We start from the raw sequence: 21,089 nt of genomic DNA on the forward strand, positions 1-21,089 counted from the left end.
GACCGCTGGCCGGAATCCATGCGCGGGAGCGTATGGCCGGCACGCCGAAGGACAGGGCATTGCAAGGCAATGGCGCCACACGAGCCGAATTGTCGCAGGGGGATTCTCAGGCATCTCCTGTGGGTCGGGGAAAGCCGGGGGAATCGGGTCGAGCGGGTCTGAGAAGAGGACGCCCGGCACTGCTCCCGAGGCGTTCCGCAGGTCTTCCTCGCTGACGGGGCGCATACGGGCCGCCTGCGCTATGGCTGCGCCAGGCACCGGGGCGCTAGCCAGGAACCCGCGCGGCGTCGGCAGACAGGCTCCGTCCACGGCTGCCGCGCAATATCCGCGTGCGGTGCGCAGTGGCGTACGCTGCCGGGAACCCGGGAGCCGTGATGCAGGCGGCGAGAGTCCCGCGATAGCGTTCTGACACCGTGCATGCCGCCAAGGATAAGGATTCGACCAGGACGGAACATGGATGCCGTGCCGCTGCGCTGCTGATCACCGCCGTGCGGCGCTCAGGGGGCCGGCGTGGCCAGCGGCTTGCCCTTCTCCACCACATACACGCCAATCAGCCTGACCGTGCCATTGCCGGCATTGTGCGCGTCATGAATCACGCCAGCCGGAACGATAAAGCTCTCGCCGGCCTTGAGCGTGCGCGGCGGCTGGCCGTCGATCAGCAGATCGACCTCGCCCTCGCTGATATAGCTGATCTCGTCGCCGGGGTGGGTATGGCGGCCCGCGCGCGAGCCGGGGGCAACCTCCACCTTGGCCACCACGGCTTCGCGGCCCGGTACCGACACATCGGCCTTGCCGACCATGGTCCGGGACAGGCCTCCGGTCTGGGTCACACCTGGCTGGGCCGCACCCGGCTGGGCCGTACCCGCCTGGGCCAGGGCGCTCTGGCTGAACAGCATGAAGGCGCTGCTGCAAAGCAGGCTGGAAAAGCTGGCGCGGCGAATCAAGGACATGAAATGACCCTCCAAGGTTTTTGACGGAGACAAGTGGTGAAACCTGTCACTTGTACCGGGAAGGCGTGCCGCAATGCCATGGGGGCAGCCCTAGTCGAAGGGCCACCGAAAACCAGCCCGGGTGCCATGACACAAAAGCATCCGGGCGGGAAGGCGCCTGGCGTCGCAGGCCGCCGCTTTAGCGCCGCTTTAGTTGTCTGCGCTGATCCTTGCGAACTTCACCAGCTCGGCGTATTTGTCCATGTCTGTGCGCATCACCTGGGCAAGGCTTTCATTGCCCTTGGCAGGCGGGGTTCCCGCGGCTTCCAGCTTCTGGCGGATGGCCGGGTCGGCAAGACCTGCCTGTATTGCCTTTTGCAGCTTGGCCAGCACTTCCGGAGGCAGACCCTTGGGGGCGGCCAGGGCGAACCAGCCGCTCAAGGCATAGCCCTTGAGCGCGGGATGTTCTGCCAGCGGCGGAATCTCCTTGAGCGTGGCGATGCGGGTGGCCGTGGTGGCGCCCAGAATCCTGATCTTTCCGGACTGCGCCAGCGGGGCGGCAGCGGTGGGCGAGAGGATGGCGAAGTCCAGATTCCCGCCGCCCAGATCGCTGGTCATGGCAGGAGATCCCTTGTAGGGGATGTGAACCAGGTAAACGCCCGCAGTCTTCTTGATCAGTTCGCCCGAGAAATGCGGTGTCGAGCCAATGCCGGGGCTGCCGTAGCTGTATTTGCCGGGATGGGCCTTGGCCAGCTTGACGAAGTCATCCACGGTCTTGACGGGGACATGCGCTCCTGCCACCCAGAGGTTGGGGGCCAGGGCCGTCAGGCTCACCGGAGTCAGGTCCGCTGCCGGATCGTACTTTTGCGCCGCATTCACAAATTTGGTGCCCGCCATTTCGTTGCTGGAGCCGGCCAGCAAGGTGTAGCCATCGGGCTTGGCTGAGACCACGCGCTGCGCTCCCACCACGCCCGCGGCACCCGGCACGTTCTCCACCACCACGGTGGCGTTCAACTGCCTGGCCAGTATGTCCCCGACCACGCGGCCGACCATGTCGACCGAGCCGCCCGGAGCATAGCCAATCACGATGCGGATGGGCTTGCTGGGATAGGCATCCTGTGCCTGCGCCGCGACGGTGATCAGGCTGGTCATGGCACAGGCGATGCAAAGGCGGCGGGAAAGAAAGGCGCGATCTGGATTCATGGGGTTCCACAGAAGTGTGGCTGAGGTTAATTCGGTGATTGATGTTGAATTGCTCAACAAAATTAAACGAATTGTCATGAAATCGACGCCAAGAAAGAATCCATGAAAACCAGCAGTTCGCATGATTTCCAGCTCGTGCCCGGTGCCGCAAAGCCTGATCCGGGAGGCTTGCAAATTCAGAATTCGCTGCCGCTGCCCTGGGCGGTGAAGCTCTGGTCAGCAGTCGAACCGTCCTTCAGAACCGCCAGAAAACCAGCCCTTGCAACCGTGCTGGCAGGCGGCACGAGACAGTCCCAGGCAGCCATCGAGCTATCGAAAATCCTGCATATAGTCGGTTGCAAAGCGTTTCAAGCGCATACCATGCAAGCGTCAAGCCAACCGGGCGCAGATCCGGCTCACAAGCGTTTCAGTTGAATCGTCAGGGAGTCTCAGATGCAGGAACAGACCCGCGTTGCCGCCTGGCACGCGTTGCCGACCGATGCCGTACTCACTCAATTGCAATCGACTGCCGCCGGACTGAGCTCCGACCAGGCCCGCGAGCGTTTGCAGCAGCAGGGCCCCAATGCCTTGCCTGCCGCCGCTTCACGCGGCATGCTGGCCCGCTTTCTGTCGCAATTCAACAATCTGCTGATCTATGTCCTGCTGGGCTCGGCCGTCGTTACCGCACTGCTGCAGCATTGGGTCGATACGGGGGTGATCCTCGCAGTGGTGCTGATCAATGCGGTCTTCGGATTCGTGCAGGAAGGCCGCGCCGAAAAGGCGCTGGATGCCGTGAAGGCCATGGTTTCCAGCCGCGCCAATGTGCTGCGCGACGGTTTGCGCATGGCGGTGTCTGCAGAGGAGCTGGTCGCCGGCGACTGCGTGCTGCTCGAAGCCGGCGACCGCGTCCCGGCCGATGTGCGGCTGCTGCGCGCCAGCAGCCTGAAGCTGGACGAAGCCATGCTGACCGGTGAATCGGTCGCGGTCGACAAGTCGGTTGATCCGGTGGCCGCCGATGCTGCTCTCGGTGACCGCTTCTCCATGGCCTATTCCGGCACCCTGGTGGCTGCCGGGCAGGGCCTGGGTGTGGTGGTGGCCACCGGCCCGCGCACCGAGCTGGGCCTGATCAGCACCATGCTGGGTTCGGTGCAGACACTGGCCACCCCGCTGACGCGGCTCATGGACCGTTTCGCGCGCCAGCTCACCATCACCATACTGAGCCTGTCCGCGCTGATGTTCTGCTTCGCACTATGGGGGCGCGGCTACGACACGGCCGACGCCTTCATCGCCGTGGTGGGTATTGCCGTATCTGCCATCCCCGAAGGCCTGCCCGTGGTCATGACGATTGCGCTGGCCATTGGCGTGCAGCGCATGGCCGCACGCTATGCCATCGTGCGCAATCTGCCGGCGGTGGAGACACTGGGCGCGGTCTCCGTCATCTGCTCCGACAAGACCGGTACTCTGACGCGCAATGAAATGAGCGTGCGTGCCGTGGTGCTGCCCGGGGCCAGCTTCGACATAGATGGCGAGGGCTATGCGCCCCAGGGGCGTTTCAGCCTGAAGGGCGAGGAGACCGAGCCTGTGCGGCATCCGCAGCTGCTGCACTTCGCCACAGGCGCGGCGCTTTGCAACGACGCCCATGTCAGACATGCCGAAGGCAAGGTCTGGGCGGTCGAAGGCGACCCCATGGAGGGGGCTCTGGTGACGCTGGCAGCACGGGCCGGTCTGGATGTCGATCAGCTGCGTCAGGACTGGCATCGGCTCGACGAGGTGCCGTTTGATGCCGTCCACCGCTATATGGCCACGCTGCACCGGCCGCTGGCTGCTGCTCCCGTGGTGTTTGTCAAAGGGGCTCCAGAGCAGGTGCTGGCCATGTGCCGAGACCAGCAGAGCGCCGAGGGCGTGCAGGCGCTGGATACTGCCTACTGGCTGGAGCAGATCGATGCTTTGGCTGCCAAAGGCTATCGCGTGCTGGGACTGGCCAGCCGTGTCCCGGCAGACGGCAAGGACAGCGTGGACATGGCCGACATCAAGGACCTCAGCCTTCTTGGCGTGCTGGGCATGATCGATCCGCCGCGCGACTCGGCGAAGACGGCCGTGCGCGAATGCCGTAGCGCCGGCATTGCCGTGAAGATGATTACCGGCGACCACGCTGCCACGGCCGCCGCCATTGCCCGGGAACTCGCGCTGGCAGACACCATCCGCGTCACCTCGGGCCATGAGCTGGACGGGCTCAACGATGCCCAGCTGATCGATGTGGCCCGTGCCTCGACGGTGTTCGCGCGCACCAGCCCCGAACACAAGCTGCGTCTGGTGCAGGCCCTGCAGGCCGATCGCAGCGTGATTGCCATGACCGGTGACGGCGTCAACGACGCACCGGCACTCAAGCGTGCCGATATCGGCGTGGCCATGGGCATCACCGGCACGGCCGCGGCCAAGGAGGCCGCAGGCATGGTGCTGGCCGACGACAACTTCGCCACCATCGTCGCCGCCGTCAAGGAAGGGCGCACCGTCTACGAAAACCTGCGCAAGGTCATTGCCTGGACCCTGCCGACCAACGGCGGTCAGGCCATCGTCATCGTCGTGGCGATTCTTCTGGGCCTGTCCCTGCCCGTCACTCCGGTGCAGATTCTCTGGGTCAATCTGGTCACTGCCGTGGCGCTCGGGCTGACGCTGGCCTTCGAACCACCCGAGCCCACGCTGATGCAGCGCAAGCCGCGCTCGCCCGACGAGCAACTGCTGCAGCCCTACCTGCTGTGGCGCGTCGCCCTGGTCTCGCTGCTGTTTGCCCTGGGCTGCTTCGGCATGTTCGAGTGGTCGCTGCGCCGGGGCGACCCGGTCGAGCTGGCTCGCACCATCGTGGTCAACGCCCTGGTGATCATGGAGATCTTCTATCTGTTCAGCGTGCGCTACACGCAGGGAACCTCGCTGAGCCTGCACGGCGTCCTGGGCACCCCGGCGGTGCTGCTGGGCGTGGCCGGCGTCATCCTGGCGCAACTGCTGTTCACCTACACCCCGCCCATGCAGGCCCTTTTCGACAGCCGCCCTGTCGATCTGGAGGCCGGGGTGCTGGCCATGGGGCTGGGGGTGGTCCTGCTGCTGTTGCTGGAGGTCGAGAAGCTTCTGCTGCGCCGGGTGAAACCGGACCTGCGGGCCTAGAGGTCCGGGCGCGCAGCAGCTGGCGGCTGCCGCAACGCGGACCGGCAGGCGTGAAAAAAGGCCCCGAAGGGCCTTTCTTGCGATTGACGAGCGCTGGCGCTCAGATCACGCCTTGTGCCAGCATGGCATCGGCCACCTTCACAAAGCCGGCGATATTGGCACCGTCGATATAGCTCACGGAGCCGTCGGCGCGCTTGCCGTACTTCACGCAGGCAGCGTGGATGCCTTGCATGATCTGCAACAGGCGTGCATCCACTTCTTCGGCAGGCCATGACAGGCGGGCTGCGTTTTGCGACATCTCCAGGCCGGAAGTGGCAACGCCGCCAGCGTTGGATGCCTTGCCGGGGGCGTACAGCACGCCAGCGGCCTCGAAAGCCTTGGCGGCTTCGATGGTCGAGGGCATGTTCGCGCCTTCGGCCACGCACAGCACGCCGTTGGCGATCAGGGTCTTGGCATCGGCCTCATCCAGTTCGTTCTGCGTGGCGCAAGGCAGGGCCACATCCACCTTGATGGACCAGGGGCGCTTGCCAGCCAGGAATTCCACGCCGGGAACCAGCTTGGCGTAGTCGCTGACGCGGCCGTACTTGTGGTTCTTCACGTCCATGAGAACGGCCAGCTTCTCGGTGGTAAAACCGGCTGCGTCATACACGGTGCCCGAGGAGTCGGACACGCTCACCACCTTGGCACCGAGTTCCATGGCCTTCTCGACGGCGTACTGGGCCACATTGCCCGAACCGGACACGGACACGGTCTTGCCGGCGAAGGACTGGCCGCGGGTGGCCAGCATTTCCTGCGCGAAGTAGACGGTGCCGTAGCCGGTGGCTTCGGGACGGATCAGCGAGCCGCCAAAGGACAGACCCTTGCCCGTGAATACGGATGCAGCCGTGTTCGACAGCTTCTTGTACATGCCGGCCATATAGCCCACTTCGCGGCCACCCACGCCGATGTCGCCTGCCGGCACATCGGTGTCGGGACCCACGTGGCGGAACAGCTCGGACACGAAAGCCTGGCAGAAGCGCATGACTTCTGCAGGGCTCTTGCCCTTGGGGTCGAAGTCGGAGCCGCCCTTGCCGCCGCCCATGGGCAGCGTGGTCAGTGCGTTCTTGAAGGTCTGCTCGAAAGCCAGGAACTTCAGCACGGACTGGTTGACCGAGGGGTGGAAGCGCAGGCCGCCCTTGTAGGGGCCGATGGCCATGCTGTGCTGGATGCGGAAGCCGCGGTTCACCTGCACCTGTCCCTTGTCGTCAGTCCAGCTGACGCGGAACTGGATGATGCGCTCGGGTTCCACCAGACGCTCCAGCAGGGCGTGCTCGGCGTACTTGGGATTCTTCTCGATGAAGGGCCACAGGCTTTCCATCACTTCGGTGACGGCTTGCAGGAATTCGGGCTGACCGGGGTTGCGTTGTGCCACTTCTTCCAGGAATTGGCCTACGGACTCGTACTTCATAGAGAACTTTCTGACAGGGACAGGGGAATGCGCTGAAACTCGCGAAACCAAAATTATGCCAAAAAGTTATGCCGTCATGCATGGATTCGGTGCGTGATGGCGCAATTGTGGTGCGTCAATGCCCGAATTTGGAGCAATTCTGCTGTATTTGTTCTTAGTTTTCAGGCACTTAGATGGTGCATTTGAAGTAAAGGATTTTTCATTCTGGTGTCGTAAAAACATTTTTGCGGCTTGTCACACAAGTGTTTTTCTTCCGTGACGTCCGGCTTCATCCACCCGCAATGTCTTATCTGTGATAGCACCATCGTGGTGCATGTGATTTCAGGCACGAAATCTGCAATCGTGAAAACTGGTTTTCATGAACCCAGGCGCACGACTTAGTAGGCAGACTGCGCAGCCAGCTTCAGGGCCTGGGTAAATCTGGATTTGAAATTTAAATTTCATATTTTTTAATAAGAAAACAAGATTTCAATCGGCTTGCCGGCCCAGCGCCAGGCCAGCCCTCAACCAAGAGGAGGTGGATATGGCAGCTGAGATTCCCGTGACGCCCTTGGCGTCAGGCAAGGCCAGTGCGGCGCAGATGCAGCAGCTCGAAAATGCGCTCAACCAGATTGGCGTGACGCGCTCGCACAAAAGCATCATCTTTCTGGTGGTCTGCGGCGTGCTCTTCGATGTGTTCGAACAGAACGCGGTCGGCCTGGTCGGCCCGCTGCTACGGCAGCAATGGGGGCTGGACGCGACGGACATTGCCTTTCTCAACACCATCACTTTCTTTGCTGCAGCCATGGGGCGCCTGCTTTCGGGCTACCTGGCCGACCGCATGGGACGGCGCTTCATGCTCAATGTGAACCTGGCGCTGTTCACGCTGGGTGCCGTCGGCTGCGCACTGGCACCCGATTACGCTTTTCTCGCCGTGGCGCGTGCCATCGTGGGCTTTGGTCTGGGCGGCGAAATCACCACGGCCGTGACCATGCTGGCCGAGTTCTGCTCCGCCCGCTTTCGCGGCACGGCAGTCGGTCTCATCAACGTCGGTGGCGGCGGTCTGGGCAATATGCTGGCGCCGGCATTTGCCTTGGGCGTGTTCACGCTGTTCCCTGGCGATGATTCCTGGCGCTGGCTGTTCGGCTGTCTGGTCATGCCGGCCATCTTCATCGTGTTCTACCGCCGCTTCGTGCCGGAGACGCCGCGCTTTCTGCTCTCCAAGGGGCGGGTCGCGGAAGCCAATCAGGTGCTGAGCATGCTGGCGGCCGGCAAGCTGGCCAATGCCCAGTACGAGCTGCGCGAGTTCATCAGCCCAGGCAGTGCGCAGGCGCAGACGGCAGCCGCTCAGACCGTGCAGCGCAGCTCCTTCACCGACATCTTCAGGGGCGGCTATGCGCGGCGCACGATTGCCGTGGGTGTGGCTTCGTGGATGACGTTTGGTGCGCAGCTCTCGGTGCTCACGCTGATGCCGACGATTCTGGTCGCACAGGGTTACTCCATCACCAAGAGCTTCAGCTTCACCATCGTCATGCAGATGGGCAGTCTGCTTGGGGCGATCGCGGCATCGACCATGGGCTATTACTTCCCGCGCAAACGGGTGCTGACGGTAGGGGCGATTGCTGCCTGTCTGGCGGGCCTGGCGTTCGGCAACTTCACCGATAGCGTGGCCATGATCCTGGTCTGCGGTGCGCTGTTCCAGTTCTGCGTGCTGACGCTCAACACCTCCATCTGGATCTTTGCGCCCGAGCTGTATCCCACGCGCATTCGTGCGCTGGGCACCTCCTTCCTGCTGGCGCTGGGCACGATCGGCGGAGCCATGTCCCAGGTGCTGGCGGGCAAGATGTTCGATCTGCACGGCGTCTCGGGAATGTTCGGCATGATCGCCGCCATGTATTTCATCTTTGCGATTGCCGTGCAGTTTGCCCCCGAGACCTTTGGCCGTTCCATCGAGGAAGGTGCGGGCGGCGAATCCCATGCCGAGCAGGAGTCTGCCGCTGCAGGCGTGGTCGCTGCTGGCCAGGAGCGCACGGCATGAAGGCTGGCATGCATATTCTGCTGATCAACCCCAATACCTCGCAGCAGACCACGGCGCTGATGCTCAGGCAGGCGCGGGCCTGTCTGCCGCCCGGCGTGTTGCTGCACGGCGCGACGGCCGAGAGGGGCGCGGCCATGATTACCGACGAGGTCGGGCTGAAGATCGCCGAGCGGGAGGTGCTGCGTCTGGGCCTGGCCTTTGCCCGGGGCGATGACAGCCAGGCAGGCCGGGCCATCATCGTGGCCGCCTTCGGCAATCCCGGATTGGAGTTGCTGCGTGCGGCCCTGCCGCTGCGGATTGCTGCCTTTGGCATCGGCGAAGCCGCCATGCTGCAGGCCGCACGGGATGAGCAGGGCCGCCCGCGTCGCTTCGGCATTGCGACGACCACACCGGGTCTGGAGGCTTCGATTGCCGCCTCGGTCGCGGCGCTGGGCCTGACGCCCTGGTTCAGCGGCACGCACATTGCCCGGGGCGAGCCGCTGGCGCTGGCCGCGGACCCGGCCCTGCAGTGCGAGCGCCTGGGCGATGCCGTGGCCCAGTGCGTGCGCGATGGCGCGCAGGCCGTGGTGATCGGCGGCGGTCCGCTGTCCGAGGCCGCGCTGTGGCTGGCACCGCGCTTTCAGGTGCCGGTGCTGTCGCCGGTGGTGGCCGCAGTGCAGGCGGCGCTGGCGGGCCTGGCGCTCGCCGTCACCCATTGATTGCTGTTGGATGCGGTTGGATGCTATTGATTAAAGAGCTTCTACCGTCAGTCAATCATGGATTTCGGATTGAAAAGTATCTGAAATCTATGAATAAAAAGCGCAACAAGCTTCTGATTTCATAGCATCTCGTCCAGCGCATCGTGGCTGGTCTCGATGGCCGCCATGTGTCTGCGCCCCGGTTGCCCGCTTTGCTGCAAGGTGGCCGTGGCAATCAGGTGGCAGAGCATGAAAAGTGCCGTGTGATTGTCCAGCGGCCCAGGCGCGGAGGTCTGCACGCGCAGCAGCCAGTCCGCCTCGGGGGCCGGGCTGGCATGGTCGGTGATGCAGATCAGGCGGGCGCCCAGCAGCCTGGCCTGGCGTGCGAACTCGCTGACCACGCGCACGCTGCGGCGCAGGGCAAAGATCACCACCACGTCGTGGGCGCCGATCTGGGCCGCATATTCACCCAGGGTTTCGCCGGCACCCGGTATCACCTGGCTGGGCATCTCGAGTGCCTGCAGCAGCTGCCAGCGCAGATAGGCCGCAAAGTTGCGGTTCTGGCGATAGCCGACAAAGAACAGCTGTCGGGCGCCGATCAGGGCCGTGGCGATGTCTTCCAGCTGCTGTGCCGAGATCTGTCCGATGGTGACGGCCAGATTCTCCGAGGCCTGACGCAGATGCGTGGCAATCACATCCTCCGTGGGCCTGCCCTGGGCCGATGCGGCCGCCAGGAACAGCGGCGAGCCATTGTCACCCTGTGCGCGCGCATGGCGGCGCGCATCCTCGTAGCCCTCATAGCCCAGCCGCTGTATGAAGCGCGTGACCGTGGCATTCGATACCCCCGTGAGCTTGGCCATCTCGGCGGCCGCATAGCTGGACAGATTGCCCGGGAAGTCCAGCAGGAATTCCGCCAGCCGTCGCTCCGAGGGCGGCAGCTGCGGCAGGGCCGCACGCACGCGGGCGATGAAGGACTGGGCTTCGGCGGTTTCCGGGGCGGAGGGGCTGGGGTTCATGACGACAGTTGGCCGGCGGGCGTGATCTTGCGGCCCGCTGTTGTGATCGATAGCGGCAATGTAGCGGCTATTGCCGCCGTGCCGTCAGCGCCCGCGCAGAAACAGCGCATCGAGCTCCTTCATGCTCAGCTGCCGCCAGGTAGGGCGGCCGTGATTGCACTGGTCGGAGCGCTCGGTCACCTCCATCTGGCGCAGTAGCGCATTCATCTCGTCCAGCGTGAGCTTGCGATTGGCGCGCACCGCGCCGTGGCAGGCCATGGTGGCCAGAATCTCGTTGCGCGCGCGCTGAACCACGGTGCTGGCGTCATGCTGGGCCAGCTCGGCCAGCACGCTGCGCGCCAGCTCCACGGCGTCGCCCTGGGCCAGCGTGGCCGGCACGGCCCGCACGGCCAGCGTCTTGGGCGAGAAGGGCGAGACCTCCATGCCCAGGGTCAGCAGGGTCTCGGCATGGGCCTCGGCCGTGGCGACTTCCTCGGGGGTGGCGGCAAAGGTGGCGGGAATCAGCAGCGGCTGGCTGGGAATCTGTTCGTCGCCATTGACGGCATGCTTGAGCTGCTCGTAGACGATGCGCTCATGGGCGGCATGCATGTCCACGATGACCATGCCCTGGCTGTTCTCTGCCAGGATGTAGATGCCGTGCAACTGGGCTACGGCACGGCCCAGCGGCCAGACCGGGGCCGAGTCAGCTGCGGCGGTTGCGGGCTGCTGTGTTGCAACAGCGGCGGGCACGGCGGCTTCTGCCGTCGGCCTGGCCGTCGCTGATGGTTGCGCAGCGGCGACGATCACTGTGGCGGCTGGCGCTTCCTGCATCTGGGGGGCAGGCGCTTTGCGCTGAAAGTAGCTGGACTGGCCCGAAGGGCGCAGTCTGATGCCTTCGTCCTCGGGTTGAGGCACGGGGCTTGGCATGGCCGTGGTGTTGGTGATCGTCGTCGTGCCGCAGTCCGATTCGGTGGGGGCCGGTGTGGCGCCTTCGGGGGCGGGGGCCGCAGTCGTCACCGTTGGGGCGGCCTCAGCAGTGGTCTCTCGCATGGGCTCCCAGAGCTTGGCCAGATCGCTCACCGGTTTGCCGATGGCGGGCTCGCCAAAGCTCATGCGGGTTTGCGGCCAGGAGGGGGCTGCAGCGGGCTTGCTTGCGGCCTTGGCCGCGGCCGGTGTCGTGACGGTGCTCTCGTCGATCAGGCCGGCCTGGCGGGCCGCATCCTGCGCCGCCGCTTCGACCACGGCTGCGGCACGCGGCGTGGCCAGCGCGCTCTCGATCGCGTGGCGCACCGCCTGGTGGACTTCGCGGCTGTCGCGAAAGCGCACCTCGATCTTGGTGGGGTGTACGTTCACATCCACGCGCGCGGGATCGATCTCGATGTAGAGCGCGTAGACCGGTTGTTTGTTGCCGTGCAGCACGTCCTCGTAGGCTGCTCGGGCCGCATGCGTCAAGACCTTGTCGCGCACAAAGCGGCCGTTGACATAGCAGAACTGCTGGTCGGGACGCGAGCGCGCAGCGTCCGGGATGCCGGCGCGCCCCGTGACGTGGACGGGGCCGGCCCAGTGATCGACGGCGACTGATTGGTCGACAAACTTGTCGTTCAGCACGTCGGCCAGGCGGCGAGCCAACGCATCGTCCGAGGGGCCGCCGGCAGCGCGCCATTGCTCGACCAGCTTGCCTTCATGCCAGATGGCAAAGCCCACATCGGGGCGTGCCAGCGCATGGCGGCGCACGGACTCGATGCAATGCGCGAGTTCGGTGGCATCGGTCTTGAGGAATTTGCGGCGCGCGGGCGTGGAGAAGAAGAGCTCCTTGACCTCCACGGTCGTGCCCTGGTTGCGGGCGGCGGGACGCAGCTCGCCGCTGCGCGCATCCAGCAGATAGGCCGAGTCCTGACCTGCGGGGCGCGAGAAGATGGAGGTTTCCGATACCGAGGCAATGGCGGCCAGCGCCTCGCCGCGAAAGCCCATGGTGGCCACGGTTTCCAGATCGTGCAGATCGCTGATCTTGCTGGTGGCATGGCGGCGCAGGGCCACGGGCAGCTCGTCGCGCGGGATGCCGCAGCCGTCGTCTTCCACCGCGATCAGGCGCACGCCGCCGGCCAGCAGGCGTACGGTGATCTGGCTGGCGCCCGAGTCCAGGGCGTTGTCCACCAGTTCGCGCACCACGGAGGCGGGCCGCTCCACCACCTCGCCAGCGGCGATCTGGCTGATCAGCTCGTCGGGCAGATCGCGAATCGGCCTGCGCATGGGGGCAGCCTGTTCGGGGGCTTCGGCAGGGGAGGGGGAGAGTTCGGGGCTTGATGCGTTCACGGCAATCATTCTAGGCGTGCGCACAAACCGGCCGGCGAGTGAGTTTTTTGGTTGCCTGAAACACCAAGAGCCGCCAATGGCAGCTCTTGTTCACTCTGAAAGACAGGACTTAGCGGTGGTTGCGGTAGCCGCCCTTGGTGAGTTCGTTGCCGATCAGCGCGCCTGCGGCGGCACCGCCGATGGTGCCGACCGGGCCGCCGAACAGCACGTTGCCCACGGCACCGCCTGCCACGGCGCCTGCGCCGATGCCGACTTGCTGACGGCTGGGGCCGTGAGCGCAGCCACCCAGGGCCAGAGCGCCGGTCAGTGCGGCCGCCAGAGTCAGGGCCTTGCCATAGCGCATGGTGAATGTCTTCATGTTCGTATTCCTCTCGTCGTGCTCATTATGGAAAGCGGTCTGGTCTCTGTATCCACTCCTGCATTTGCGGGAGGCTGGAGACGCCGGACTGTGTTGGCCAGGGGGCCGATGTCGTGATTTGCAATGCACGGCTTGCGGCGACACATCGCTACTGTGCCAGCAGATTCGGCAAGCTGACGTATTGTTGACGTTTAGTTTTATCAAAACTTGTAACAAACTGCCGTTGGCGCGCCACTCTTGTTGCAGTCTGCAAGCAGCTGTGAGTTTGCTCTCGAAAACATGGCACTCCCGCGAAGGCAGGAGGGTCTGCAGGCCTTGCGGTGCGCAGTACATTACTGGCCGGCATACGCCGGTATGCCAATCCACTTTCGAGGACCATGTTTTGGAAATCATTCAGTTCCTGATCGACTTCATCCTGCATATCGACAAGCATCTGGAGGCCTTTGTCGTGGCCTACGGGCCCTGGGTGTATGCCCTGTTGTTCGTCATCGTGTTTGTTGAAACCGGTGTGGTCGTCATGCCTTTTCTGCCTGGCGACTCGCTGATGTTCATCGTCGGAGCGCTCTGCGGAGCAGGCTATATGAGCTATCCGCTGGCGGTGGTGGTGCTGCTCGCGGCGGCAATTCTGGGCGACCAGAGCAATTACACGATTGGCCGCTACCTGGGCCCCAAGGTGTTCCAGTGGGAGGATTCGCGCTGGTTCAACCGCAAGGCCTTTGACCAGGCCCACAACTTCTATGAACGCTATGGCGGCGTGACCATCATCCTGGCGCGCTTCATGCCCTTCATCCGCACCTTTGCACCGTTCGTGGCCGGTGTGGCCCACATGAGCCGCGCCAGGTTCAGCCTGTTCAATGTCGTGGGGGCCGTGCTGTGGGTCGTGGGCATCAGCGCCGCCGGCTACTTCTTCGGCAATATGGAGTGGGTGAAGAACAATCTCGAGAAAATCATCTGGGGCCTGATCCTGGTGCCGGGCCTGATCGCCATCTTCGGAGCCTGGCGCGCAGGCAAGGCCGAAAAGGCCAGGGCCGCCTGAGCTGCGCTCTGGACAGCGCTGCGCATCCACCCTCATGGCGACGGCCCATGAAAAAGCCCCGGCACGCCGGGGCTTTTTGTTGGGCATTCCTCTCGGATCGGGGCGCTTACTTGCGCTTGCCGACCTCGTTGCCGATCAGCGCGCCTGCTGCAGCGCCGCCGACTGTGCCCAATGTGGAACCAAACAGTGCATCGCCGACCACGCCGCCGGCGACGGCGCCCACGCCGGTGCCGATCTGGGCATTGGTGGGCGAAGTGGAGCACCCTGACATGGCAAGCGTGAAGGCTGCAGTCACGGTGATGGCAAGAGTTCGCAGTTTCATAGGTCTCTCCTGTAGAGCGGCCAAAGAGGCCTGCTTTCATAAGAACACCGCTTGATCTTGAACCTTTTGCCCCCGCTTTCAGGTAGGAGAGAGGGCCAAGCCCGTGTCATTCAGGCTTGGCGACTGTCATCAAGCCGGCTTGGCCGCTGACAGCCAGGCAAGATGAATTTGTGTAAGCGCCTACTCAGACGGACCGGCTGCGCGCCAGCGGCGGGTTGTGGGCGAAGTACTTGCGGATGCCCGTCATCAGCGCATCGGCCAGTTGCTCGCGATAGGCGGCAGAGGCCAGCTTGGCCTCTTCCTCGGGGTTGCTGATGAAGGCGGTTTCCACCAGCACGCTGGGTATGTCGGGGGCCTTCAGCACGGCAAAGCCGGCCTGCTCCACGCGGGCCTTGTGCAGCTTGGCCATGCTGCCGATCTCGCCCAGCAGCGAGGTTCCCAGCTTGAGGCTGTCCTTGATCTGGGCCGTTGTGCTCATGTCCAGCAACATGCGCTGCACATGCTGATCCTGCAACCCGCCCACGTTCAGCCCGCCCACCAGGTCGGCCTGATTTTCCTTGTTGGCGAGCCAGCGTGCAGCCGTGCTCGATGCCCCGCGTTCGCTGAGCGCGAACACGCTGGCACCGCGCGCCGACGGCGTGGTGAAGGCATCGGCATGGATGCTGATGAACAGATCGGCCTGAACGCGGCGGGCTTTTTCCACACGGGTGGCCAGGGGCACGAAAAAGTCGGCATCGCGCGTCATGAAGGCCCGCATGGGGCTGCCACCGATGCGCGAGTTGTTGATGCGCTCGCGCAGCAGATGGGCCACCTTGAGCACCACGTCCTTCTCGCGCAGACCGCTGGGGCCGGTGGCTCCGGGGTCCTCGCCGCCATGGCCGGGGTCCAGGGCCACGATGATGATGCGGTCCGTGCTCTGCGAGGTGGCGATATTGGGTGCCGGCCTGGGGGCCGGTGCCGGGCGAGGCGCGGGTGCCGGTGGTGGCGGAACGGGCGCCGGCGCCTGTGCAATCGCCGCGGGAGCCGGCGCAGGAGTGCTGGGGCGCTGGTTGCGCTGGGCAATCAGGTCGCCGAGAGGGTCGGCCTGGGGCGCGGACGCAATCGCAGACGGGGGCGGCGTCGTGATGGCCGGACTGTGCGCAGCCGACGCGGCGGCCGTGCTGCCGGCATCGCGCAGGCGCTCGCTGATCAGGGCTTCCAGTGGATCCACTGCCTTGGCGGGGTAGAGGTCCAGCACCAGCCGGTGTTTGTAGGGGGCAATCGGGGCCAGCGTGAAGACCTGGGGCCTGGCTTCCTGCTTGAGATCGATCACCAGACGCACCACGCCGGGAGCAAATTGGCCGACGCGGATGCTGGCGATGTTGGGGTCGTCGGAGCGGACCTTGGCCACCAGCTCCTTGAGCGCCGGATTCAGGTCCAGACCCTCGATATCGACGGCCAGCCTCGGCGGACTGGGGACAAAGACCGGCTTGGCCGTCAGTGGAATATCGGATTCCAGCGTGACGCGCGAGTAGTCGGGGGCGGGCCAGACGCGCACGGCGACGATGCTCGCGCCCTGCGCAATATGCTGGCGTCCCAGCAGCAGAACCACGGCACCTGCCTGCAGCAGATTGCGGCGGGAAAGACCCGGTCGGGAAGGACCCGGTCGGGAAGGACCCGGTCCGGGCAGATCGGAAAAAGCCTTGGAGGAAGTTGTTTTGCTCATGCCGTCAATGCTTCAAGCACGGTGCAGCCTGCGGGGGTGCCAGCCTTGAGCGTCACCTGCCGCTGCACATCGTCAATTGCTTCAATATGGATAGCTATATCCGCAACAGGTGTGACCGCTGCAGCCTTTTCGGGCCATTCTGCCAGCTTGAGTCCCTCACTGGCGAAAATGTCACGAAAACCTGCATCTTCCCATTCGCGCGGATCGTCGAAGCGGTAGAAGTCGAAGTGCCAGATCGACAGATTGCCGGCCACGTGCGGCTCCACCACGGCATAGGTGGGGCTCTTGATGCGGCCCTGCACGCCCAGGGCGCGCAACCAGTGGCGCACCAGCGTGGTCTTGCCTGCACCCAGATCGCCATGCAGGGTCACATAGGCGTTGCGCAGCCCTGGCAGGGCGGCCAGCTGTCGGGCGAAGCGCTCGGTATCTTGTTCGCTCTGCCAGACTATCTGGCGCTGCGCCAGCGCCGCTGTGGGCTCGCTTCCTACAATTCGGGGTGTATGTTGAGCAGCAGTCAATTGGTTCCTTTGATGCAAGCCTGGGCTCGCGAGCTGGGATTTTCCCAAATCGGCGTGGCGGGCGTGGATTTGTCCTCGGCAGAGCCCGGCTTGCTGCAATGGTTGGCACAGGGCTTCCATGGCGAGATGCATTACATGCAGGCCCATGGTTTGAAACGAGCCCGGCCTGCGGAATTAGTTCCCGGCACGGTGAGCGTGATCACCGCGCGCATGGATTATCTGCCGCGCCAGACCGGGGACGGATGGCAGGCCGTGGAATGGGACAGGCTCCAACGTCCCGAAGAAGGCGTTGTCTCCCTCTATGCCAGGGGCCGCGACTATCACAAGGTGCTGCGCAACCGCCTGCAGAAGCTGGCCGAGCGCATCGCGCAGGAAATAGGTCCGTTCGGCCACCGTGCCTTTACCGACTCTGCCCCGGTGCTGGAGGCCGAGCTTGCCAGCCGCAGCGGCCAGGGCTGGCGCGGCAAGCACACGCTGGTGCTGAGCCGCGAGGCCGGGTCGATGTTCTTCCTGGGCGAAATCTATGTGGACCTTGCGCTGGAGCCCACGGTCCCCGTCACGGCGCACTGCGGCAGTTGTACTTCATGCATCGATGCCTGCCCCACGGGGGCCATCGTCGCGCCGCACCGGGTCGATGCGCGGCGCTGCATCTCCTATCTGACCATCGAGCATGCGGGCAGCATTCCCGAAGAAATGCGCCCTCTGATGGCCAACCGCATCTACGGCTGCGATGACTGCCAGCTGGCCTGCCCCTGGAACAAGTTTGCCCAGCCCAGCGCCTTGCCCGACTTTGACGCCCGCGCCGGCCTGGCCGGCACGCAGCTGGTGCATTTCCTGGCCTGGGATGAAGCCACGTTCTTGCGGGTGACCGAAGGCAGCCCCATTCGCCGCATCGGACATGCGCGTTGGCTGCGCAATGTGGCCGTGGCCCTGGGCAACGCCTGGAGAGAAACCGGCCACCCTGAAATCAGGGCCGCGCTGCAAGGCCGGGCAGATCATCCTGATCCCATGGTGGCCGAGCATGTGGCATGGGCGCTGGCGCAGCGTGGCTGAACTCTCGTGAAAAGGCATCAGAGGCGGATCCAGCCATCGCAGGCAGCGACCCTGGTCAAATGCCTATCAGCCAGAGTCCGAAGGGCAGGCTGAGCACGCCCAGCAGGGTGGACAGAGAAATCAGGCTGGCCACAAACGATCCCTCATAGCCCATGCGCACGGCCAACACATAGCAGGACGAGGCGGTGGGCAGGCTGGAGAACGCCATCAGCGCAATCGCCTGCGGCTGGTTCAGGTGGAACAGCTGAACCATGGCAAAGGCGATCAGCGGCTGGATGGCATGACGTATCAGCAGCAGCTCGCTGGCCAGCAGCTTGTTGCTGGCCAATGCACTGAACTTGAGGCCAGCGCCAGCGGCCATCAGGCCCAGTGCGATCGAGGCCGCACCGATACGGGCCACGGGGGCTTCCAGCAAGGTGGGGATCTTCAGTCCGGCGGCATTGAACAGCAGGGCGCCGACAGTGGCGATGATCAGCGGATTGCGCAACAGGTGGCCAACGAAATGCTGGCCGCTACCGCGTGTCATGGGCCAGACGGCGGCCACATTGAACAGGGGCACGGACACGCCGATCAGCACCGAGACATACAGCAGCCCGTCCGGCCCTGCCAGGCGTGAAACCAGCGCCAGCGCAATGAAGGAGTTGAAGCGAAACGCCACTTGCGCCGCGCCTGCGTAGCTGCGGGTATCGATGCGCCGGCCGAAAAACGGCAGATACGGCAGGCAGTACGTCAGTGCGATGCCCAGCAGGCCGGCCAGCACGCCGGCAGCCAGCAACTGGCTCGCCTCACCCCATTGGATGGGATTGCGCGTGATGGAGTGAAACAGCAGTACCGGAAACAACAGGTAGTAGACGAGCTGCTCCACGGGCTGCCAGACGCTGCGGTTGATGGGGGTGAAGCGGCACAGCACGTAGCCCAGCACGATGAGCGCGAAATCGGGGAAAAGCAGTTCGAGATAGTTCACGGCCTGCAAGCATAGGGCCGGTCGCGGTTTTCAGGGGGCAAAGCGTTTGCGGAGTTTCTATGTAGTACTACTTACAGGGGGCTTCCGATTTATTTGCGTTGCTCTTTGGATTTGTCAAGGAAATTGCAGAACTCTAGGGTAAATACCAATAAATCAGGGCTAACAAGAATATGTCGGGTTTTTTGCGCCACGTACTATCGACCGTTGATTTCAGAACTCATAGGGAGACCCCTTCATGAATCGTCGTATGTGCATGGGCCTGACAATGGCCCTGGCAACCGCAGGTTTTTCCACTGCCGTCATGGCCGAGGCCAACTACCCCACCAAGCCCATCAAGCTGCTGGTGCCCTTTGCTGCAGGCGGCACGACCGACATCATTGCGCGTGTGATTGCCGAGCCTCTGAGCAGGGAGCTGGGCCAGTCCGTGGTGGTGGACAACAAGGGCGGTGGCGGCGGCGTCATCGGTGCACAGGAAACCGCGCGTCAGAAGCCCGATGGCTACAACCTGGGCATTTCCACCCTGTCGACCATGGCCACCAACCCGGCCATCAATCCCAAGACCCCCTACAACCCGCTGACCGACTTCACGCCCATCATCAACATTGCGGCCACGCCCAATGTGATCGCCGTGAACCCCAAGTTCCCCGGCGCGGCCAGCTACAAGGCTTTCGAGGCCGAACTCAAGGCCAATCCCGGCAAGTACTCCTATGGCTCGTCCGGCACGGGCGGCATCCAGCACATGTTGATGGAGCTGTACAAATCGCTGACCGGTATCCAGATGACCCACGTGCCCTACCGCGGCGCGGGCCCGGCCCTGAATGACGCGGTTGCCGGCCAGATCCCCATGATTCTGGACAATCTGCCTTCGGCACTGCCTTTCATCAAGGACAACCGCCTCAAGGCCATCGCCGTGGCCGCTCCCCAGCGTCTGGCGGTGCTGCCTGACGTGCCCACCTTCAAGGAAGTGGGCCTGCCCCAGGTCAATCGCATGGCGTCCTACGGCATCCTGGGTCCCAAGGGCATGGACAAGGCCATGGTGGAAAAGATCAACGCCGCCGTGAAGAAGGTGCTGCAGGACCCCGCAGTCAAGAAGCGCATCGAAGACACCGGTTCGCTCGTGGTGGGCAACTCGCCTCAGGAATTCGCCAAGGAACTGAAGGAAGAGTACGAAACCTACAAGCAGGTCGTGGCCAAGCAGAAGCTGACACTGGACTAAGCAGCTGATCCGCTGCTGGTGCAGTAGCGGACGCCGCAAGCCCGAATGGCCGTCGAGGCCATTCGGGCTTTGTTTTTTATATTATTTGCCGCTTCCGGGCAGCAGCAGAATCTTGCCGATGCTGACTCCGGACTCCATATGCCTGTGTGCCTGAGCCGCATCCGCCAGGGCAAAGGAGCTATCGATCACGGGCCGTATCGCTCCACTCTCCAATGCACCAAGCCATCGTTGGGCAAAGCGCTGGACCATCGCCTGCTTGACTTCGGGCGAGCGTGACTTCATCACGGTTCCGAAGATCCGCAGATGGCGGTACAGCACCAGGTCCATGGGCAATGCAGCACCCTGGGAGCCGCCCAGCAGGCCCACCATCACCATGCGCCCGCCGACGGCCAGCGATCGCACATTGGGCTCCAGGTAGGGGGCACCGACGAAATCGATCACGATATCCACCCCTTTGCCGCCCGTGGCCTGGGCCACCACGGCCTGGAAGTCCTCGCTGCGATAGTCGATGAAGACACCGGCTCCGAAGCCCAGGACGGCTTCGCGCTTGTCCCCGCTGGCCGTCGCAAAAACCCGGGCACCGGCCGCATGGGCCAGTTGAACGGCGGCCGATCCGACACCGCCCGCCGCCGCATGGATCAGCACGGATTCGCCGGCCTGCAAGCCAGCCAGATGGAACAGGGCTTCGTGTGCCGTCACGAAGACCTCGGGTATTGCACCGGCATCCACCAGGTCCAAGCTCTCGGGGACATGCATCGCCATGCGGTGGTCAATACGCGAGAGCTCGGCGTAGGCTCCACCGCCCACGATGCCCATGACCCGGTCGCCCACGGAGAAGCCCTGTACCAAGGGACCGGCCGCGATCACGGTTCCGGCGATCTCCAGGCCCATGGTGTCTGCGTCACCAAAGTAAGCTCGGCCGTAGGCGCCCTTGCGGTGGTAGAGGTCGGCACGATTGACGCCGATGGAGGCGTTGCGCACCAGCAGGTCGTGGGGGCGAAGCTCGGGGGCCGGCTGCTCGCGGGCCACCAGCACCTCGGGCCCGCCAAAGTCGTCAAAAACAATGGCCTGCATGGTCGCGGGCTTTGCTGCGGTGATGGAGTCTGTCAAAAAGGTGGGCATATGCGTCGTGCTCGGAATATCCTGGAGCGCTGAAGATTACGACGCAAACCTTTGTTTGCAACGCAGCAATTTCGCT

18 protein-coding genes are annotated in these 21,089 nt (G+C 64.1%); 7 read left to right on the forward strand and 11 right to left on the reverse strand.

Annotated features, from left to right (window positions below; all coding sequences use genetic code 11):
- Positions 1 to 497: 497 nt before the first annotated feature.
- Both E2583_RS22175 and E2583_RS22180 read right to left on the reverse strand, forming a co-directional pair.
- On the reverse strand, positions 498 to 950 hold the full coding sequence (locus E2583_RS22175; protein WP_291598722.1) for a cupin domain-containing protein: 453 nt from the start codon (positions 948 to 950) through the stop codon (positions 498 to 500).
- Between the two features lie 189 nt (positions 951 to 1,139).
- Complete coding sequence (locus tag E2583_RS22180) at positions 1,140 to 2,081, reverse strand: Bug family tripartite tricarboxylate transporter substrate binding protein (RefSeq protein ID WP_367158608.1); 942 nt, start codon at positions 2,079 to 2,081, stop codon at positions 1,140 to 1,142.
- 153 nt (positions 2,082 to 2,234) lie between these two features.
- On the opposite strand from E2583_RS22180, the gene E2583_RS22185 reads away from it, so the two are divergent.
- Positions 2,235 to 2,546: a hypothetical protein gene (locus tag E2583_RS22185; protein ID WP_291598725.1), complete on the forward strand. Its 312-nt coding sequence runs from the start codon at positions 2,235 to 2,237 to the stop codon at positions 2,544 to 2,546.
- A gap of 18 nt (positions 2,547 to 2,564) precedes the next feature.
- A complete protein-coding gene (locus tag E2583_RS22190; protein ID WP_291598727.1) occupies positions 2,565 to 5,270 on the forward strand; it encodes an HAD-IC family P-type ATPase in 2,706 nt (901 codons plus the stop codon).
- Positions 5,271 to 5,370: 100 nt separating this feature from the next.
- Here the strand turns inward: E2583_RS22190 and gdhA are convergent, their stop codons facing one another.
- Positions 5,371 to 6,717 carry an NADP-specific glutamate dehydrogenase gene (gdhA, locus tag E2583_RS22195; RefSeq protein WP_291598730.1) on the reverse strand — a complete coding sequence of 449 codons (1,347 nt, stop codon included), beginning with the start codon at positions 6,715 to 6,717 and terminating at the stop codon, positions 5,371 to 5,373.
- 523 nt (positions 6,718 to 7,240) lie between these two features.
- Between gdhA and E2583_RS22200 the strand changes: the two genes are divergently transcribed.
- Both E2583_RS22200 and E2583_RS22205 read left to right on the forward strand, forming a co-directional pair.
- A complete protein-coding gene (locus E2583_RS22200; protein ID WP_291598732.1) occupies positions 7,241 to 8,734 on the forward strand; it encodes an MFS transporter in 1,494 nt (497 codons plus the stop codon).
- Positions 8,731 to 9,432 carry an aspartate/glutamate racemase family protein gene (locus tag E2583_RS22205; RefSeq protein WP_291598734.1) on the forward strand — a complete coding sequence of 234 codons (702 nt, stop codon included), beginning with the start codon at positions 8,731 to 8,733 and terminating at the stop codon, positions 9,430 to 9,432. The genes E2583_RS22200 and E2583_RS22205 overlap by 4 nt, the downstream gene beginning before the upstream one ends.
- 119 nt (positions 9,433 to 9,551) lie before the next feature.
- On the opposite strand, the gene E2583_RS22210 is transcribed toward E2583_RS22205, so the two are convergent.
- The 3 genes from E2583_RS22210 to E2583_RS22220 form a co-directional block, all read right to left on the reverse strand.
- On the reverse strand, positions 9,552 to 10,427 hold the full coding sequence (locus E2583_RS22210; protein ID WP_291598736.1) for a MurR/RpiR family transcriptional regulator: 876 nt from the start codon (positions 10,425 to 10,427) through the stop codon (positions 9,552 to 9,554).
- Positions 10,428 to 10,511: 84 nt separating this feature from the next.
- The gene (gene mutL / locus E2583_RS22215; protein WP_291598738.1) at positions 10,512 to 12,728 is read right to left on the reverse strand and encodes a DNA mismatch repair endonuclease MutL; all 2,217 of its coding nucleotides are present in this window, start codon (positions 12,726 to 12,728) and stop codon (positions 10,512 to 10,514) included.
- 100 nt (positions 12,729 to 12,828) lie between these two features.
- Positions 12,829 to 13,077 carry a hypothetical protein gene (locus tag E2583_RS22220; RefSeq protein ID WP_291598740.1) on the reverse strand — a complete coding sequence of 83 codons (249 nt, stop codon included), beginning with the start codon at positions 13,075 to 13,077 and terminating at the stop codon, positions 12,829 to 12,831.
- Positions 13,078 to 13,459: 382 nt separating this feature from the next.
- On the opposite strand from E2583_RS22220, the gene E2583_RS22225 reads away from it, so the two are divergent.
- A complete protein-coding gene (locus tag E2583_RS22225; RefSeq protein ID WP_291598742.1) occupies positions 13,460 to 14,113 on the forward strand; it encodes a DedA family protein in 654 nt (217 codons plus the stop codon).
- Positions 14,114 to 14,219: 106 nt separating this feature from the next.
- Here E2583_RS22225 and E2583_RS22230 read toward each other — a convergent pair whose 3' ends face one another.
- From E2583_RS22230 to tsaE, 3 genes are all read right to left on the reverse strand, one after another.
- Positions 14,220 to 14,435, reverse strand: a complete 216-nt coding sequence (locus tag E2583_RS22230; protein ID WP_291598744.1) for a glycine zipper 2TM domain-containing protein — start codon at positions 14,433 to 14,435, stop codon at positions 14,220 to 14,222.
- 184 nt (positions 14,436 to 14,619) lie between these two features.
- On the reverse strand, positions 14,620 to 16,140 hold the full coding sequence (locus E2583_RS22235; protein WP_291598746.1) for an N-acetylmuramoyl-L-alanine amidase: 1,521 nt from the start codon (positions 16,138 to 16,140) through the stop codon (positions 14,620 to 14,622).
- Positions 16,137 to 16,658, reverse strand: coding sequence for a tRNA (adenosine(37)-N6)-threonylcarbamoyltransferase complex ATPase subunit type 1 TsaE (tsaE, locus tag E2583_RS22240; protein WP_291598748.1), 522 nt, complete (start codon positions 16,656 to 16,658; stop codon positions 16,137 to 16,139). The genes E2583_RS22235 and tsaE overlap by 4 nt, the downstream gene beginning before the upstream one ends.
- A gap of 12 nt (positions 16,659 to 16,670) precedes the next feature.
- Between tsaE and queG the strand changes: the two genes are divergently transcribed.
- Positions 16,671 to 17,711 carry a tRNA epoxyqueuosine(34) reductase QueG gene (queG, locus tag E2583_RS22245; RefSeq protein ID WP_291598750.1) on the forward strand — a complete coding sequence of 347 codons (1,041 nt, stop codon included), beginning with the start codon at positions 16,671 to 16,673 and terminating at the stop codon, positions 17,709 to 17,711.
- A 55-nt stretch (positions 17,712 to 17,766) separates the two neighbouring features.
- On the opposite strand, the gene E2583_RS22250 is transcribed toward queG, so the two are convergent.
- On the reverse strand, positions 17,767 to 18,675 hold the full coding sequence (locus E2583_RS22250) for an AEC family transporter (RefSeq protein ID WP_291598752.1): 909 nt from the start codon (positions 18,673 to 18,675) through the stop codon (positions 17,767 to 17,769).
- Positions 18,676 to 18,910: 235 nt separating this feature from the next.
- Between E2583_RS22250 and E2583_RS22255 the strand changes: the two genes are divergently transcribed.
- Positions 18,911 to 19,891, forward strand: a complete 981-nt coding sequence (locus tag E2583_RS22255) for a tripartite tricarboxylate transporter substrate binding protein BugE (protein WP_291598753.1) — start codon at positions 18,911 to 18,913, stop codon at positions 19,889 to 19,891.
- An 81-nt stretch (positions 19,892 to 19,972) separates the two neighbouring features.
- On the opposite strand, the gene E2583_RS22260 is transcribed toward E2583_RS22255, so the two are convergent.
- Positions 19,973 to 21,013, reverse strand: a complete 1,041-nt coding sequence (locus E2583_RS22260) for an NAD(P)H-quinone oxidoreductase (protein WP_291598755.1) — start codon at positions 21,011 to 21,013, stop codon at positions 19,973 to 19,975.
- Between the last annotated feature and the right edge of the window lie 76 nt (positions 21,014 to 21,089).

The sequence above is a fragment of the Comamonas sp. genome, assembly GCF_009360615.1.
GTDB lineage: Bacteria > Pseudomonadota > Gammaproteobacteria > Burkholderiales > Burkholderiaceae_C > Comamonas.